The organism is Microcoleus sp. PH2017_28_MFU_U_A, from assembly GCF_020738035.1.
In the GTDB taxonomy this organism is placed as follows: Bacteria; Cyanobacteriota; Cyanobacteriia; order Cyanobacteriales; family Microcoleaceae; genus Microcoleus.
Genome location: NZ_JAEQCX010000043.1, coordinates 31,173 through 47,388 on the forward strand (window position 1 = coordinate 31,173; position 16,216 = coordinate 47,388).

The 16,216-nt window shown below is 45.8% G+C and carries 14 protein-coding genes; 6 read left to right on the forward strand and 8 right to left on the reverse strand.

The genetic code is table 11. The annotated features are described in order from the left end of the window. Positions 1-294 precede the first annotated feature (294 nt). Positions 295-564 (forward strand): DUF4160 domain-containing protein, encoded by a 270-nt coding sequence (locus JGK14_RS09680; RefSeq protein ID WP_293196920.1) that lies wholly within the window; start codon positions 295-297, stop codon positions 562-564. 14 nt (positions 565-578) lie between these two features. Beyond that, on the forward strand, positions 579-857 hold the full coding sequence (locus JGK14_RS09685; protein WP_293196921.1) for a DUF2442 domain-containing protein: 279 nt from the start codon (positions 579-581) through the stop codon (positions 855-857). A gap of 128 nt (positions 858-985) precedes the next feature. Here the strand turns inward: JGK14_RS09685 and JGK14_RS09690 are convergent, their stop codons facing one another. From JGK14_RS09690 to JGK14_RS09700, 3 genes are all read right to left on the reverse strand, one after another. Continuing rightward, on the reverse strand, positions 986-1,351 hold the full coding sequence (locus JGK14_RS09690) for a hypothetical protein (protein ID WP_293196922.1): 366 nt from the start codon (positions 1,349-1,351) through the stop codon (positions 986-988). Between the two features lie 42 nt (positions 1,352-1,393). Continuing rightward, the gene (locus JGK14_RS09695; RefSeq protein WP_293196923.1) at positions 1,394-1,963 is read right to left on the reverse strand and encodes a papain fold toxin domain-containing protein; all 570 of its coding nucleotides are present in this window, start codon (positions 1,961-1,963) and stop codon (positions 1,394-1,396) included. A 329-nt stretch (positions 1,964-2,292) separates the two neighbouring features. After that, on the reverse strand, positions 2,293-5,811 hold the full coding sequence (locus tag JGK14_RS09700; RefSeq protein WP_293179019.1) for a response regulator: 3,519 nt from the start codon (positions 5,809-5,811) through the stop codon (positions 2,293-2,295). A 178-nt stretch (positions 5,812-5,989) separates the two neighbouring features. Between JGK14_RS09700 and JGK14_RS09705 the strand changes: the two genes are divergently transcribed. Further along, a complete protein-coding gene (locus JGK14_RS09705; protein ID WP_293281497.1) occupies positions 5,990-6,166 on the forward strand; it encodes a hypothetical protein in 177 nt (58 codons plus the stop codon). 281 nt (positions 6,167-6,447) lie between these two features. Here the strand turns inward: JGK14_RS09705 and JGK14_RS09710 are convergent, their stop codons facing one another. After that, complete coding sequence (locus tag JGK14_RS09710) at positions 6,448-6,876, reverse strand: hypothetical protein (protein WP_293233078.1); 429 nt, start codon at positions 6,874-6,876, stop codon at positions 6,448-6,450. A gap of 535 nt (positions 6,877-7,411) precedes the next feature. Here JGK14_RS09710 and JGK14_RS09715 point away from each other — a divergent pair. Then, on the forward strand, positions 7,412-8,050 hold the full coding sequence (locus JGK14_RS09715) for a GNAT family N-acetyltransferase (protein WP_293179013.1): 639 nt from the start codon (positions 7,412-7,414) through the stop codon (positions 8,048-8,050). Positions 8,051-8,132: 82 nt separating this feature from the next. Here the strand turns inward: JGK14_RS09715 and JGK14_RS09720 are convergent, their stop codons facing one another. The 4 genes from JGK14_RS09720 to groES form a co-directional block, all read right to left on the reverse strand. Next, positions 8,133-10,730, reverse strand: coding sequence for a S8 family peptidase (locus JGK14_RS09720; RefSeq protein WP_293324412.1), 2,598 nt, complete (start codon positions 10,728-10,730; stop codon positions 8,133-8,135). A 28-nt stretch (positions 10,731-10,758) separates the two neighbouring features. Then, on the reverse strand, positions 10,759-11,760 hold the full coding sequence (locus JGK14_RS09725; protein WP_293233556.1) for an ATP-binding protein: 1,002 nt from the start codon (positions 11,758-11,760) through the stop codon (positions 10,759-10,761). A 117-nt stretch (positions 11,761-11,877) separates the two neighbouring features. After that, on the reverse strand, positions 11,878-13,518 hold the full coding sequence (gene groL / locus JGK14_RS09730; protein ID WP_293178995.1) for a chaperonin GroEL: 1,641 nt from the start codon (positions 13,516-13,518) through the stop codon (positions 11,878-11,880). A 143-nt stretch (positions 13,519-13,661) separates the two neighbouring features. Then, positions 13,662-13,973, reverse strand: coding sequence for a co-chaperone GroES (gene groES / locus JGK14_RS09735; RefSeq protein ID WP_194008182.1), 312 nt, complete (start codon positions 13,971-13,973; stop codon positions 13,662-13,664). Between the two features lie 296 nt (positions 13,974-14,269). On the opposite strand from groES, the gene JGK14_RS09740 reads away from it, so the two are divergent. Then, a complete protein-coding gene (locus JGK14_RS09740) occupies positions 14,270-14,707 on the forward strand; it encodes a (2Fe-2S) ferredoxin domain-containing protein (protein ID WP_293178992.1) in 438 nt (145 codons plus the stop codon). A 650-nt stretch (positions 14,708-15,357) separates the two neighbouring features. Further along, positions 15,358-16,005: a response regulator transcription factor gene (locus tag JGK14_RS09745; RefSeq protein ID WP_293125294.1), complete on the forward strand. Its 648-nt coding sequence runs from the start codon at positions 15,358-15,360 to the stop codon at positions 16,003-16,005. Positions 16,006-16,216: the final 211 nt, after the last annotated feature.

Below are 16,216 nucleotides of genomic sequence, written 5' to 3' on the forward strand. Positions count from 1 at the left end.
TGAGTTTCCTCTCTCAGCCTAACATTCATCGGCGTTTAATGTGACTTTGGTGATGATCGATCGCAAAAATGAACTCCTGGTGGTAAATTGCCGTTTTCCCAGATCGATCGCCCTTTCTTGTTTCTGATGAGCTATAGTTGAAAATGAAAGAGCGCTGGCCCTTATTATTGTTCAACCCGGAGCGAGATCCCCACCGAGCGTCAAGAACGAGATCGCCCAAACCCCACAAATATCGCAAGATTTAGCGCGATCGCTTACAATAGAAAGTATAATCAACGCCCAAAATCAGTCGCCATGCCTGTAATTTCAATGTTTTATGGTGTCATCGTCAGAATGTACTACTTTGATAACCAAAAACATCAATGCCCGCACATCCACGTCAGCTATCAAGACGATGAAGCCGTATTTGCCATCCCTAATGGCGATATCCTTGAGGGGCAACTACAAAGATCTAAACTCAAGCTGGTTCAAGCCTGGATCGAAATCCATCAAGATGAACTGATGGCGGATTGGCAACTCGCAGTCAATGGGCAACAAGTCTTCAAAATCAACCCCCTCCAGTGATTCGGAGTAATTATATGTCTCCCAAAGTCATCAAGGTCGAACCCTTAGAAAACTATCGACTTCGCCTCACCTTTAGTAATGGCGAAATTCGTCTCTTTAATGTCACTCCCTATCTCGACAAAGGAATATTCACCGAACTTCAAAATATCGAATATTTTCAGCAAGTCAAACTTACTTTTGGCAGCATTCAATGGCCCCACGAGCAAGATTTTAGTCCGGATACCCTCTATCTTACCAGTCAACCCGAAGAAAAAACAGTAGAGTCGATATCGCCTTCCCCAGCCCTACGATAGTAATGTCTCAAATAAAAAAACGATGATTGTGGTCATAAAGAAGGCAGCGATCTCCCTTATAAATTATTTTGAAACAGCAGCGATCGTCCTTATTTTTTTCAAACAAGAGCGATCGCACTTTCTCTGAACTAATGATGCGCTGGCAACTTCTCCCCTATATCCAATTCGCCTTCGCGTAAAGTGTCAGTAGAAGAATTCCGATCGATAAATTCATCTAACAGTTCAAAAAATTGATCGAGTGCTTTACTTTCGTCTTCAGAATAAAAAAGAATGATGTTAGCCCAAGATTGGCTAGTCTGCACGTTGAATCTTTTTCGTATCCATTCAGGAAACGACATAAAATCGCTGTCTTGTTTTGTTGGCTGTTCTCCCAACTCATGTTTAGCAACGCTGTAACCCGATAAAAAAGCCTGAAGGCAAATAATTGAGTGTCTTCCCAAGTACATTGAAGGAGCTTTCTTGATTTTGTGAATCAGCGTATATAAATCGTGCATTATCCACCTCAATATTTTTCAAAAGTTGGTCAGCTTTGCCGCTCAAAATTCCTCTTCTATAATCTTAAAACTTCCCATACCCAGTTCCAGAGTAGGAGATGTTAAATTTTGTAGCCATTCCTGCCGAGTTACGCCACTACGATCTATATTGTCAAAAACAATTTCCTCTCCGTCAACTGTAATTGATATTCCGATGTGGTAGCCATTAGTAGCAATTTGCTGCCCTCGTCGTAAATCATAAATCACTGACCAAGGTAGGTCTTGCCTGCCTAAATCGAGCTTAATTTGCTTCCCATGCACCTTTCTGACTGTCAAGAACTCTTTGATTGCCTGACTACATTCAACACATTGAAAAACTCCATAAAGGGTAGCAATTTTAGCTATCTCTAGACGGATATCATCTAAACTACTCGGCTCTAAACTCAAAGTGGAAAGTTTACCTCCTACGCATAGATAAAAGTATATCTCAAAACAATTCCCATTCTGTATTTGCTGTTCGTGCGAATAACTCATAGTCGCGGACGGTATCAAGTCTTCTCGTCTGCGTTTTGAGATTTCGCGCCGCTGCTCAATTTCACCGTTATTCTCGATCGCACTCTGGTTCAAGTGCACTTGCAACGTCCTCGGTTGAAATGTACGCGCGGCGTAGCTATCTCGACCGGATTCGCCCCACCGAAAAAAGAGCGTGAAGCGAAGTTATCCCTCTTCGTGAATCGCCCCTGACACCAAATACCAAACACTTCGATGATTCTACAAATTGCGATCGCCAATTCCCTACTCATTCATAGCGATCGAGACTCGTATTGAACAGGCAGGATGCCTGTTCCACAATAATTATTAGAGATGGCTATTAGATATTGAGCGTTGGTCGCAAACAACAAACAACAAATAACCAATAACTAATAACAAACAACTAATAACCAATAACAAACAACCAATGACTAATCACAATTCAGCATAAAAGTCAACACTGTTTCATCAATTCCCTTGAGTTGCAGCGGCTTATATTTAACAATTCGATTCTCCTCAACATAATCTGCAACCGCAGCCGAAATCAGCACAGAGTTTGGTTCCGCCACCTCTTGCAAACGAGCAGCAATATTCACGCTCGGCCCGATCGCAGTATAATCCGATCGATCGGGGCCGCCAAACATCCCCACCACCGCAGTACCCTGGTGAATACCGCAGCGAAACCGCACCGGAGGCACCCCATTTTCCCCCACAATTCCCTGCTCCAACCAGCGCTCGTTAAGTTGCTTCAGAGCTCGCAGCATAAGCCTTGCAGCAGCTATAGCGCGGCGCACTTGCTCGTTTGGCGTTAGTTCCTCCGGCGCGCCAAAGAGAGCCATTACCGCATCTCCCACAAACTTGTCCACCGTACCGCCGCTGTCAAAAATAGCCTTAGTCATTGCCGCCAAATATTCATTCAACAGCTCAGCTACCCGGCGCGATCGCAGCGTATTTGCCATTTGAGTAAAACCGACAATATCGCTAAACAAAATAGTAATCAATCGCGGTTCCGGGCGCAAATCCAAGGCCAAATCTCCAGCCGCAGCGGCTTTCACCATCGACGGCGGCAAAAATCGGCGCAGCACCGACTCAGTTAAATAATTGTTCAACTGCTGCACTCGCCGCTCGTTTTGCTTGAGGGCGATTAAATTCCGCACTTCTGCCAACAATTCGCGATCGTTAAAAGGCTTCGATAAATAAGCATCAGCACCCCGTTCTACTCCTTCAATCCGAGTATCTGCGTCGGCTTTAGCAGTTAGCAAAATTGCCGGAGTTCCCCGCAAGTCTTCATCCTGTCGAATCATCCGAATCAAATCCAAACCCGAGATCACAGGCATCATCAAATCCGTGACAATTAAATCCGGACGGCGGTTTTTTGCCACGGCAAATCCTTCTTCTCCGTTGCGGGCGAGCAAAACTGCAAAGCCAGACTCTCGCAGAATTCCCGACACATAAAAGCGCAAATCTGGATTGTCGTCAACCACCAAAACCGTGCCAGCTACTGTTTCGGAATTTATCGGTTCTAGAGCCTCAAAGTTATGATTTTCTGCTTCATCTTCCGACAAGTCAGCTTCCACATCTGCCAGTTCCACCGCAGCTTTGGATGCGTGAAACTCGGCGGGGATTTCCAGTACCCGTTCTGGGGGCAAATGAGTCGAACCGAAGTGCAGCCAAACGGTAAAAGTAGTACCTTCGCCGTAAACAGAATCGACGGAAATTTGACCGCCGTGGAGTTCGACTAATTCTTTGACAAGTGCCAAACCTAAACCGCTGCCTTCGTAGGAACGGCTCGCAGAACCTTCGGCTTGGTGAAAGCGCTCGAATAAATAGGGAATTTGTTCGGTGCGAATGCCGATGCCGGTGTCTTTTACTTGCAACAAACAGTGAGCGCCGGCTGGTTCAACTGTCAGCGTGATTGTTCCCCCTTCTGGGGTGAATTTGACAGCATTTGATAGCAGGTTGTAAATAACTTTGTCAAATCTTTCAATATCTAAATAAAGTAAAGGACAGTCTTGCAGTTGGGTAATTAAGTGCAGTCCTTTTTTGTCGCAGTAGGCGCGGAAAGACTCTGCCGTAGAGTAACAAAAACCGACTAAATCGCACGGGCGAAAACTCGGCTGCATCCGTCCTGCATCGAGGCGCTGCAAGTCCAGCAGTTGATTTACCAACCGCAGGAGGCGGCGGGAATTACGCAAGGCGATGACGGCTTGTTCGTAGGGTAAGTCTTCTTTGCGGCCGCAAGCTGATTCTAGAGGGCCGATAGTTAGGGTTAGAGGTGTGCGGAATTCGTGGGAGATATTTTGGAAAAATTCGGTTTTGAGCCGATCGGCTTCCAAAAGCCGTTCCGCCTGCTGTCTGGTAGTCTGGTAGAGGCGCGACTGCTGCACCGCCAAAGCAGCTTGAGTTGCCACTATTTGAGCCAGGTCAATGTCTGAGAGGTTCCAGCGGCGGGTGCTGCAATTTTGGCGCAGCGAAATGCTGCCGATGATTTTGCCTTCGGAGATTAAGGGCACGACTAACAGGGCGCGGGCTGGCGATCGCACTTGCAGTTCTGTAACATTTAAATCGGGGCGTTCGTTGAGGTCTTCAATCGCCACGGGCTCTTTTGATACCATAACTTGCAGCAACACCGGATTGCCGCGAATCGGCACCAAAGACTGCGGCAGGGAAGGATGGGCAAAAACCCAGCCGGGAGGGTTCGCAGCAGCACTCTCAGCAGCAGTTTGAGGGCTTGGAGGATTCGCAACTACCTCTGAATTGTTAAAACCCTGTTTTACAGCCACCGTATCCCTATTTGTGTCGTAGAGACCAACGCACTGGACATATTCATCATCTTCTGTCCACAGAGATAGGGCGCAGCCGTCAACTTGCAAAGCTTGGCCGAGTTGTTGAGTAATCGCTGCAAAAATATTTTGGGGGTCGAGGCTCGATCGAATTGCCGTAGTAATAGTATTGACTAAGGTCTCGCGCTTTGCCAGCGCCCGCACCTGTTCGTAAGCCCGGGCTTGAGAAAGCGCCAAAGCCGCTTGGTCGGCCACCGTAATTACTAACTGTACCTCGTGGTCTTCCCACTGGCGCGGTCGATCGAACTGGTGCAGCGCCAAGACTGCCATCAGTTCCATTTGGTAAAACAGCGGTACGATTAAGCTCGATCGAATATTCGCAGCTTGGTAAGCCTGCAATCGCTGCTCATTGTCCCAGCTTAAAACTCGATCGTCAGTTTGAGCATCTTGAATCACCTCCACATCCAGAGTTTCCCAAACCAAATCCGGCAGCAAATCCGGCGAAAGTCGGGCGCTAGAAGCATCTCGTCTAGCTTCAGAATCGCCCCGCAACCCTTTACTTTCGGCCTTCTGGTAAACGAACCACTCATCAGCCACCCGGCCGTCTTGGAACGGCCGCAGCAAACAGCAACTCACCTCAAACATCTGCCCGACAGTTTCCACAATTCTTTGCAGCATTTGCTGGTAATTGGGAGCCGATCGAATAGTATTGGTAACGGCATAAAGCAGCGATTCTTGCGAGAGAGCCCTACGCAGTTCATTCGTGCGGGCTTTCAGGACATTGTGAGTATCAACAGCTTGACTGACAAGAGCTCTGAGTTCTTCAGCATCCCAAGGCTTAGTAACGAATTTGAATACTTTGCCAGCATTAATAGCTTCAACTAAATCTTCAACATCCGTATAGCCAGTTAAAATAATTCGGATCACATCGGGATATTGAGCCGCAGTCAGGCTGAGAAACTCCGTACCGCTCATTTTTGGCATTCGCTGATCGGAAATAATCACAGCAACCTCTCCCTCTTTTGCCAAAATTTCGAGGGCGGCGGGGCCAGATTCGGCTCTGAGCACTTTATAGTCTCGATGGAAGGTGCGGTAAAGCAAATCGAGGTTATCCGGTTCGTCATCGACGATTAGAAGTTTGAGCTTAGGATTTGATTGGGAATTCATGCACCGTTCTCCTGTGCCCCGGGGCAGTTCGATTTAATAAGTCTGTTGAAAAAAAGAATTCGCAGGTTTCAATTGCACGAGTCATACGACAGTTGACAGTTGACAGTTGACAGTTGACAGTTGTTACCTACTACTAATGACTGATGACTGATGACTGATGACTGATGACTGATGACTGATGACTGATGACATAAGGGTTTGGAGTTTGCCGGCAGTTGCATTATTTTTTGAAACTGGTGTCACACAAATTCGTGAATCTGAAGTTGTTGTGAGTGGGTCGAGGCAAGAATCAACCTTGATTTTTAATTTATGGGTTTTCAATTCCGAATTCTTCGATCGCCACAGTTGCCTGTAGTGCACCCCAATTTTATTATTTAATGATATTCACAAAAATCTCGTCTTGCGGGAAGTGTCCTTAACCCCTCACCTCTATGTTGAGCGTGAAAATAGGAATCCGCAACTTTTAACTGCCCTCTGGATATCTCATAATACATAGGAATAATCGTCCTGATTGTGAGTGGATTTGCCTTTCTTTATGTGTTATTATCGCTCATCTTCCTGTTTTATTTGGTGTGTAAAAACTGTCTGTAGCAGGATACAATAGACAACCAACATCTTCCCCTGTGTTTTTGCTGCCTAGGTGACAGCAACTTTCACATTCTGCCAAGGATATGGCTTTCCTCTCCGGCCCCTGTGTCCCTGACTGATATTCGGGGGGGGAGACAGACAGACAACACAGGCGGGGAAGTGCGAGTGACGCAATTGCTGTACCATTTTAGTGAGACTGGCACTTTTTGGGCAGAGCGCGGCATTTTTTATGCCTCGTCCAGACCAACGCCCAAGGCAATTACTGCGGCGAAACACCGCTATCTTGAGCATCCATCTGTTAATCTTAGCTAGGGATGTACTCTGTGGAAACCGATCGAGCCGCTCGATCGAAGTTTTGAAGCTCTCGATCGCCCGCAGCACAGTATCGCAGCACAATATCGCTGGACAATATCTAGCCCTCCGGCGCAACAGGTAAGGCCTGTTCGCGAGGGGACGGGCTTCCTGATTGCCCAGCACTGCTGAAAGCTGGGTTGTCGGGTTCTGGGACAGGCAGCCAACATCCGACTTGCGATCGCGCCCGGTATTAGTCTAGTAGATACTTGATATTGTCAATTACCGCTAGACGGATAAATTATATTCGATCGGGTATTTCTGCAAGCAGAGAGCGGTACGCTTCCGGGAACCAGACGTTAAAACCTTTTTGATTGTTTTTAATAACTTTCCCGCTACCCACAAATCTAGTATTAAGGGATGGGTTTTCATTGGAAATAAATTTAGTCTAAAATACTGAATATCTCCAATTTACATCAGATAATAGTTAGAGGAAAGTACAAAAAGAATGTGACTGAATCGCATTCATAAACTCTGAGTATAAGTCATACAATTTAATCTCTTAAATTTAAGATTCTCGATGACAAATATTATGATTGGGAGTTGGTCTAAAGTTACATTCTTTTTTTAAAAGTGATATTACATTATCACCAGAAGTGAAATTTCTCAGATGGGCAGATCGGTAACCCGCGTAGAAAAATTAATATAGTGACCTGGAATTGTGAATCCTTCCTTTTTTTCCTCAGCTTCTCACCAACAACAAACTCCCGGACTTTCTGGCTTTTCGATCCGGGTGGCTGCATCAAATGACTTGACGCAACTAGCGGATATTTTGGCCATGAGCTTTCACTCCCGCGAGGGGTTTGTAGAATGGGTGTATCCAGTGTTGCGTTTAGGCATTTACGAAGATTTAAAAAATCGACTCCGTTCTAAAGCAGAACACTATATTTGTCTCGTTGCTGAGCTAGTCTCGCGGGAGTCAGGAATGCAGAATTATCGATCGCACCAAACTCAGTCTATAGCAGGAACAATAGAAATGGCTCTGCGTTCTCGATTCCCTTGGCAAATACCGAATTCCGACTATCCTTACTTGTCAAATTTAGCAGTTCACCCGGAGTATCGGCGGCAGGGAATTGCTCAACAACTGCTCGACAACTGCGAGAATACAGCCCGAGAATGGGGATTTTCGGAGATTTACCTCCACGTTTTGGAAAACAATCACGGGGCGCGACAATTGTACTATCAAGCAGGCTACCGCTTGCAACAAGTGGATTGGCATTGGACTTATTGGCTGTTCGGCCAGCCGCGCCGGCTATTTTTACGCAAGCAGATTTCGTTGTCATCAACTAAGTATGGGTAGTGGTGCATAAGCGCCTGCTTTTCGCACGCTCAATCGTTATGGAGAAAGGCTTGTATCAATTGCATCATTCAAGAAAGCAGCACTACCCAATTTCTACCTCCTGCTTCACTTCTAGTTGAACTTGAGCCTCAACAAATGTAGTGTAAATCGGAATATTCGATGTGATTGCTTCAAAGCTAATAACAAGAGAATAGGGTGCTTCAGCATCTGGATCGTTATTCCAGCCTTCATGTCCAACTACTGCAATACAGAATGCTTCTCTGAGTTCAAATGACTTGACAATAGTCCAATCCTTTTGAATAGTTCCCGCGCTTCTAGAAACACCGTCAATTTTTCCATAGTTTTTCGCTCTTTTGCCAATAGTCCATTTAAAACCTTCCTCTCCCTTTTCAGCATCCTCTGGAGCATCATACTCTTTCAAAATCCTAGCCAGAAACTTTTCTGGATTTTCTCCCTTTTTACTACAATCCCAATCCAGCCAAGTTGAAAGATATTTTCGGCGATTTCTACGAGTTCGACGCGGTTGTGCTTTGTAAGATAAAGTAACTTCTACCAGAATCTCATATTCTTCTCCCTGACTACGCAATCCTTCTGGCAATTTTACTTGATAAACATGAGCTTCTTTTGCTTTGATAGGACGATTCCCTCTGGTAATCAAAGTGATGCGATTGGGAGAATTACCTAAAGCGCGATCGATATTTGGAATACCATAACCAATTTGACGAATGACGTGGAGTTTTTCTATATTGTCTACCATTGTCCACTCTGGCCATCTGGCTGATTGTACTATCAGCGCACGGTATAAAAGGCAACTCTCATCCGACAACTCAGCAGCAAGACGCGCTGCAATATGGCTCACTTTTGGTGCTGCAAATGATGTTCCAATATTGTCAGCAGCAACTCCTGGCCCACCATTCAAAGTCGAACGCACTAATTCTGGGCAAACTTCTTTAGGTGAAGTAATGTTAGGTGGTATAGATTCATCTTTTACTAAGTCTCCACCATATTCAACTACTTCCGGTTTAATGGTATCCCAAATTCCTAACCCAGAGCATGAAAAAGCTGAGGGTTTATCCTTCTGTGATATTGAAGAATACGATAGTGCACGATAAGAAGCTAGAGAAATTGAGCCAACGGTTAAGGCTTGAAAACTTTGTGCAGGGTTAGCAATTCTACAAGAGTTTTCTACAAGATAATCGGGACATAGCCGATTTGATGCAAGATGCTCTTGCACAGATAATCTTGTATATCCTATTCTTCCACCACTTAAGGGTAAATTTCCTGCTGCTACAATAAACAGAATATCCTTTTCCCATGTCAAATTATCAATCCCCGCCGCCCAAGCACTCATATATTGAGTACGACATGGAACAGATCCAGTGATAGAATGATTGAAAATCCTTGTTTTTGTTTGATTGTGATAAAATTCCACAATATCACCAAGTAAGTTGGGTGGAAATAGCTGTGTAGATAGTTGACATTTAGAATCAAGAATTCTCGCATTTTGAATCCAGCAAACAGCTTTTTCATTTCCAATACGAGGTATTGTTATGGGATAGAGGACTGCACCAGCCACTCTGGTTCCGTGTCCACCGTTGCTAACATAGTCAGCAGTTTGATCGGTTTCTTCTGGAACCCAAGACTTTGAATTGCCTGAATCAATAGCTGCTTTCAAAAGAGAATGATTTTCTTGAATCCCACTATCTATAACACATACGTTAGGGGCATTTGATTCGGGTTGTTCTAGTTGAAAAATAGGATCGTCAACATCAGATGAATTTTCCGGCTCAACTAACTTAGCAAATTCATCAGGCAAATTCACATCAAAAATATAGGGGAAATTGAAAACTAAGTCTTTTAGTCCCTTGCCAGAAATTTGAAGACGGCACGAAAAACTATCGGGCAGTTGAGAAGATTGAGGAATAGCTCCATCCACAATATTTAAAATCTCTCCCCGATAAGCTTGGACAAATTCCGTAAACTCATCTTCTCTTTGCGACTTAATCTCATCCCATTGCTGGTAATTTAAATCACGTTTTTTACTCCACGTGGTGAAGCGTTTAGTAAACTTTTCGTCACTTTCATCGGGCTTTATTTCGGGGCAATCAGGCAATTGTGACTTCATTCCTAGACAAGCAATACCTATATCCACAATATATATTTGTTCATCTGTAATTTGCTGCCATTGATTAAGTAGTTCTGGTGAGAGGACGTACTCAGGTCGCTTGCTTCCATCAATAAAGTCCCAGATTGCTGCAACTTTACCCCCTCCTCGCTCTGCCTTAATAAATTTTTCTATCTTTTTTTCTAGTTCACTAAATTCACTATCATCTGCTGAAGCACCAATAATATACCCATTTTCTAATTCAGCAATTACTTCGATTCCATAGTTTCTGAGATTCTCTGCATCGAATGCAGTAGGATCAATCTGTAAAATGATAGGTATAGCTTTTTCAGGAAGTGGTGGCTTTTCCTCTTCTTCTCTTGTTTTTTGACTATCTTGCCAATAACAAATTAAGGAGTCTAAAGAACTCTTTAATTTACTTCCATGTCCTTGTCGATTGCTTGTATTCGTAGATGTTATTGCATTTGGTTTGCCTCCTCCTTGTGGACTTGCAGCAATTCCTGCTCTTTCAAACTTGAGTTGAATATGCGGAAATCTATCAGAACGTTCAACCATTTAGTTTTCCTAACACCAAAAATTAAGTTTATGCAACCTTGATTTCTTTAATCGCTTCTTCCAAGTGTTCGTGAATCACGAGCTCCTCTCGCTCAAGAATTGCCCGTTTAGCAGCATCTTGTGCAACCCTCACGGCTTGAGCAGCCGAAAAATCTCTCATCTGCTCAATGAGTACAGGCCAGTTAATAGAGCCGACTTCAATAGCAGATAGTGTTTCTTTTAGGATAAATTCTAACTCTTTTTCTCCTGGCTTTGGTACTTCTATCAAATCATCAAATCGTCTCCAAAGTGCAGTATCAAGAGATTTAGTGAGGTTTGTAGCTGCTACAATCAGACCAAAAGTTGGTTCATATTCATCCAAAATTTGAAGAAATGTATTTACCACTCGCTTAATTTCTCCTACTTCCTGATGGTCTTCTCTAGATTTAGCAATTGAGTCGCATTCATCCAGGAACAACAAACATGGACTTTTTGATGCTTCTTCAAAAACCAGCCTCAAATTACTCGCCGTTTCGCCTAAAAAAGATGATACCATTGCATCAAATCGAACTTTGAGAAGTGGTAAACCTGTATTCCAAGCTAAACGCTCTGCTCCGAGTGTCTTACCACAGCCGGGGAAACCGTACAGAAGAATTTTTTGTCTGTAGCGGAGTCCGTGATGAGCAAGCCTATCTCTTGCTGCATACTCACGCTCAATTCGCTGGAAACGTTTTTCGATAACTTCAGGAAGCACCATATGATGCCGCAATTTTTCCCTTGCTATGACAGTCACTAAAGGAAGATTTAATCGCTTACTCGTCGGTAGTTCGCTTAGAGCTTGTCGGCTTTCTGTTACTGGCGAAGCTGTTTTGCTGTTAGAGATCGATTTTTCTTTCGGGCTCTTTTTGGAAATATTCTCTAATTGGTCGGCTAACAGGGTGTGTCCCTTCTGGCGTTCTTCCTGAATGACTAGGTATGTGAGTTTGTCGATCGCCTCAGTGTCGGCACTGGCGATCGCCCTAAATAATCTTTTGAGAACTTCTGCTTTCATAGCGCCTCCCAGTGTACTAGAGAGAACGCTATTATAACTTGATTTATTAATCAACTAATTAAATAAAATAAAGTAGGTGGGGGCGCTACCGCCCTCACCTACTTTAAAAACTATCGATTAATAATCGAAGTCGCCGCCGCCCATGCCGCCGCCGCCGCCAGAAGCAGCGCCTTCTTTGGGTTCAGGCTTGTCAACGACGATGCACTCGGTTGTCAGCACCATGCCGGCAATAGATGCGGCATTTTGTAGAGCAGAACGAGTTACCTTCGCAGGGTCAACGATACCAGCTTCAAACATATCGACAAACTCATTTGTCGCTGCATTGAAACCAACGTTAAACGGCTTTTCTTTGACGCGCTCAGCGATGACAGCGCCATTCAAACCAGCATTTTCAGCAATCCGCTTCAGGGGAGCAGCCAGAGCCCGTGCCACAATCAAAGCACCGGTTAACTCTTCGCCCTTCAGATTGGCATTAGCCCACTCTTCCAATTGAGGAGTTAGGTGAGCCAAAGTTGTACCACCACCAGGAACGATGCCTTCTTCGACAGCAGCTTTGGTTGCGTTGATCGCATCTTCCAAACGCAGTTTGCGATCCTTCATTTCGGTTTCAGTCGCAGCGCCGACTTTGATGACTGCGACGCCGCCGGCCAATTTAGCCAAACGTTCTTGCAGCTTTTCTTTGTCGTAGGAAGATTCGGTTTCGTCCATTTGACGGCGAATTTGTTCGCAGCGAGATTTGACTGCGACTTCGTTACCTTCGGCAACAATTGTGGTGCTGTCTTTGGTGATGGTGATGCGGCGGGCTTTGCCGATCATGTCCAGCTTGGTGTTTTCCAGTTTCAAACCGGCGTCTTCGGTGATTAGTTGACCGCCGGTCAATACGGCGATATCTTCTAACATGGCTTTGCGTCGATCGCCAAAACCAGGTGCTTTAACAGCAGTTACATTCAACACACCGCGCAGTTTGTTGACAACGAGAGTAGCTAGAGCTTCTTTCTCAATGTCTTCTGCAATGATCAACAGCGGGCGGCCGGAACGAGCTACTTGTTCGAGCACTGGTACTAAGTCTTGTACCAAGCCGATTTTCTTGTCTGTCAGCAAGATGAAGGGTTCTTCTAGAATCGCTTCCATCCGTTCGGTGTCGGTGACGAAGTAGGGAGAAATGTAGCCTTTGTCGAAGCGCATCCCTTCGGTGATTTCGAGTTCGGTGGTCATAGACTTCCCTTCTTCCAGGGAAATTACGCCTTCCTTGCCCACTTTGTCCATTGCATTGGCAATCATTTGGCCGACTTCATCGTCGTTACCAGCAGAGATTGAGCCGACTTGAGCGATGGATTTGGAATCTTCTACTTGTTTGGCGTGTTCGGCAATCTTTTCTACCAAGAAGCCGGTTGCTTTGTCAACACCGCGCTTGAGGGCGATCGCATTTGCACCAGCAGCTACGTTACGCAGACCTTCTTTGACCATTGCGTGAGCCAGAACGGTAGCAGTTGTGGTGCCGTCGCCTGCTGCGTCGTTGGTTTTGGAAGCAGCTTGACGGATCAAGGCAACGCCTGTATTTTCTACGTGGTCTTCGAGTTCGATTTCTTTGGCGATGGTTACGCCGTCATTGACGATTTGAGGAGCTCCGAATTTCTTTTCGAGAACCACGTTACGACCTTTGGGGCCGAGGGTAACGGCGACTGCTTCGGCGAGAATGTCCATACCGCGTTCGAGGGCGCGACGTGCATTTTCGTTGTAGATTATACGCTTAGCCATAGTTTTTGGGGATGAGAGGGTTTGAGATTTTAGATTGGGGATGGATGGCGAGTCATTTGTCTTGTGTCATTAGTTTTTTGGCGGCGTTCGCTTTAAACTAATGACTGATGACTGATGACTGATGACTGATGACTAATGATTAATTAGTTGACGATCGCCAGAATATCTTTTTCGGCCAACAAGACGTATTCGTCGGTGCCGAGTTTGATGTCGGTGCCGGCGTATTTCGAGTAGAGAACTTTGTCGCCGACTTTGACTTCCATTTCAACGCGCTTGCCGTCGTCGTTGCGCTTGCCGGGGCCCACGGCCGCAACTTCGCCTACTTGGGGCTTTTCCTTAGCTGTGTCGGGTAGAAGGATGCCGCCGGCGGTTTTTTCTTCGCTAGCGCTTACTTTCACGAACACGCGCTCGCCTAGCGGTTTAACGGTAGAAACACTCAGTGATACTGCTGCCATAAATAAATCTCCAGATTACAGATCCTAGTCAGTTAGCCGTCAGTGGTCGCGATGAAAGCAACGGCTGACTGCTTACACTGACATATTAGCACTCTCGACTCCTGAGTGCTAATTTAGCTTTAGTAAGGGGCGATCGCAACTTATCTGTCTGTACGGGTTCCCGAACCGAGGATGAGTGGGGGAGTGGGGGAATGGGAGAGTGGGAGAGTGGGAGAGTGGGAGAGTGGGAGAGTGGGAGAGTGGGAGAGTGGGAGAGTGGTGATGAGTTTCGATCGCTAATTAATTATTATTAACGAATGAATAAAATATCTGAAAATAACAACGATGAATCTTGCAGCCAAGGCTTGAGCGCTTGCGTCCAAAGCCTGGGAATAGAGCGAATTGAACGGCATATTTTTATCTGTGCCGACCAAACCGTGCCCAAGTGTTGCGATCGAGAAAGCAGTCTGGTGGCTTGGAATTACTTAAAAAAACGCTTGCAAGAATTGGGGTTGGACAAGCCAAAAGCCGATCGGCAAACCTGCATTTTTCGGACTAAAGCTAACTGCCTGCAAGTGTGCGCGTCTGGCCCGATTATGGTAGTCTACCCAGACGGAGTGTGGTATCGCGATGTTACTCCCCTCGTCATGGAGAGAATTATTCAGGAACATCTGATCGGCTCACAGGTGGTTGAAGAATACGCTTTTTTGACTCATCCTTTGCCGGAGCCTGCTGAGGCGAAAGCAGATATTTAACTATAGCGCGGTGAAAAAGCACAGCAGGATAAGTAAGGTGTTAGGTTTAAGACGGTAAAGTAGAGAGCGTGAGCGCGTTGGGCGATCGCACCTGCGGATCGATCGAACAACTGTACTCTCCTACCTGTTTCTGGTAGTCTTGCTTGTCGCTGTGTGTTTTTTTAAGAGGTGTATCGAAGCAGTTCGATCGCCCTCTGGCGAGAGTTTGCCGAAAAGTTTCTCAGTAGCAGACATCCGGCAGTTTGCCAAACTACACTAGAAATAGTTAAATACGTAAGTAGGGAGCCTGCTTAAATTTCTCTATATCAGAAGTATCATTTAAAACCGGGGCATCAACTTGCAATTGAACCGATCGAGATTAAATATTTAACTTGGGCTAGGGAGCGTGAGTCTTCCATCAATCAAGGCCGATCGTGACAGGCGATCGTCCATTACAGGTTTTGGCTCCGTTCCACGTCGCAAGACATTCACAAACGGGCATCGAACACTGGGAGAGGAAGCGGTAATACCCGCCCCGCTTTCCCCTCACCGCCATCCCTTCACCCCACCGCCGTCCTCAACCCCCAACTTTCCCGGGCTGACACTGGACTGACGGAAAAAACAGGAGTGAAAAACAAGGAATTGTGCGGGATACTCTAGCGGGAAGAAACATGAAGGACAATAATTCAGGAGAGCAAAAACGGCTGATGCTGGTTGACGACGACCCGAACTTGATCTTGCTAGTCAAGGATTACTTAGAGTTTCGGGGCTACAACGTCATCACAGCAGAAAACGGCAGACACGCTCTAGAAAAACTCGAACAAGAAGTCCCCGATTTGATCATCTGTGATGTGATGATGCCAGAAATGGACGGGTACACTTTAGTCAAACACATCAGAGAAGACCCGCGCACGAGCTGGATTCCGGTTCTTTTCTTGTCCGCCAAAGGTCAAAGTTCCGATCGAGTAAAAGGCTTGAGCACTGGAGCTGATGTTTATATAGTTAAGCCTTTTGAGCCCGAAGAACTGGTAGCCCAAGTAGAATCTTCTCTAAAAGCAGCATCCCGCTTGATTCGTCACTCAAATCCAGGTATAGAGAGCGGCCCCAAAATTAAGGCGCGCCGCAATGTCGAATTGACTCCTACTGAGTTAAAGGTGGTACAGTTGCTAGCGCAGGGTATGGCAAACCGCCAGATCGCAGACGTGATGAATGTCAGCCAGCGCACTATAGAGAGCCACGTTAGCAATATGCTGGGCAAAACAGGTCTGCACAACCGGACAGAGCTAGCTCGCTGGGCCCTGGAAAGCAAAAAGGCTTGAGTTTAGGCTCTAGCGCTGTGAAATTAGGGGAGAAAAAGATACTGCAATCCGATTCGGTATGCTTGCTGGGCGATAGGGTGGTTGGCGTGGTAGTTTCGATCCCCATTAAGCTTGACCGAAAAACGAGGCGCAAGCCCCGTCCTTTTAAGGCTGGGGTCTAGCCGATTAGCGACTTCAGTCGCCTTGGAGCGAGTGCGCGGCTTCAGCCACA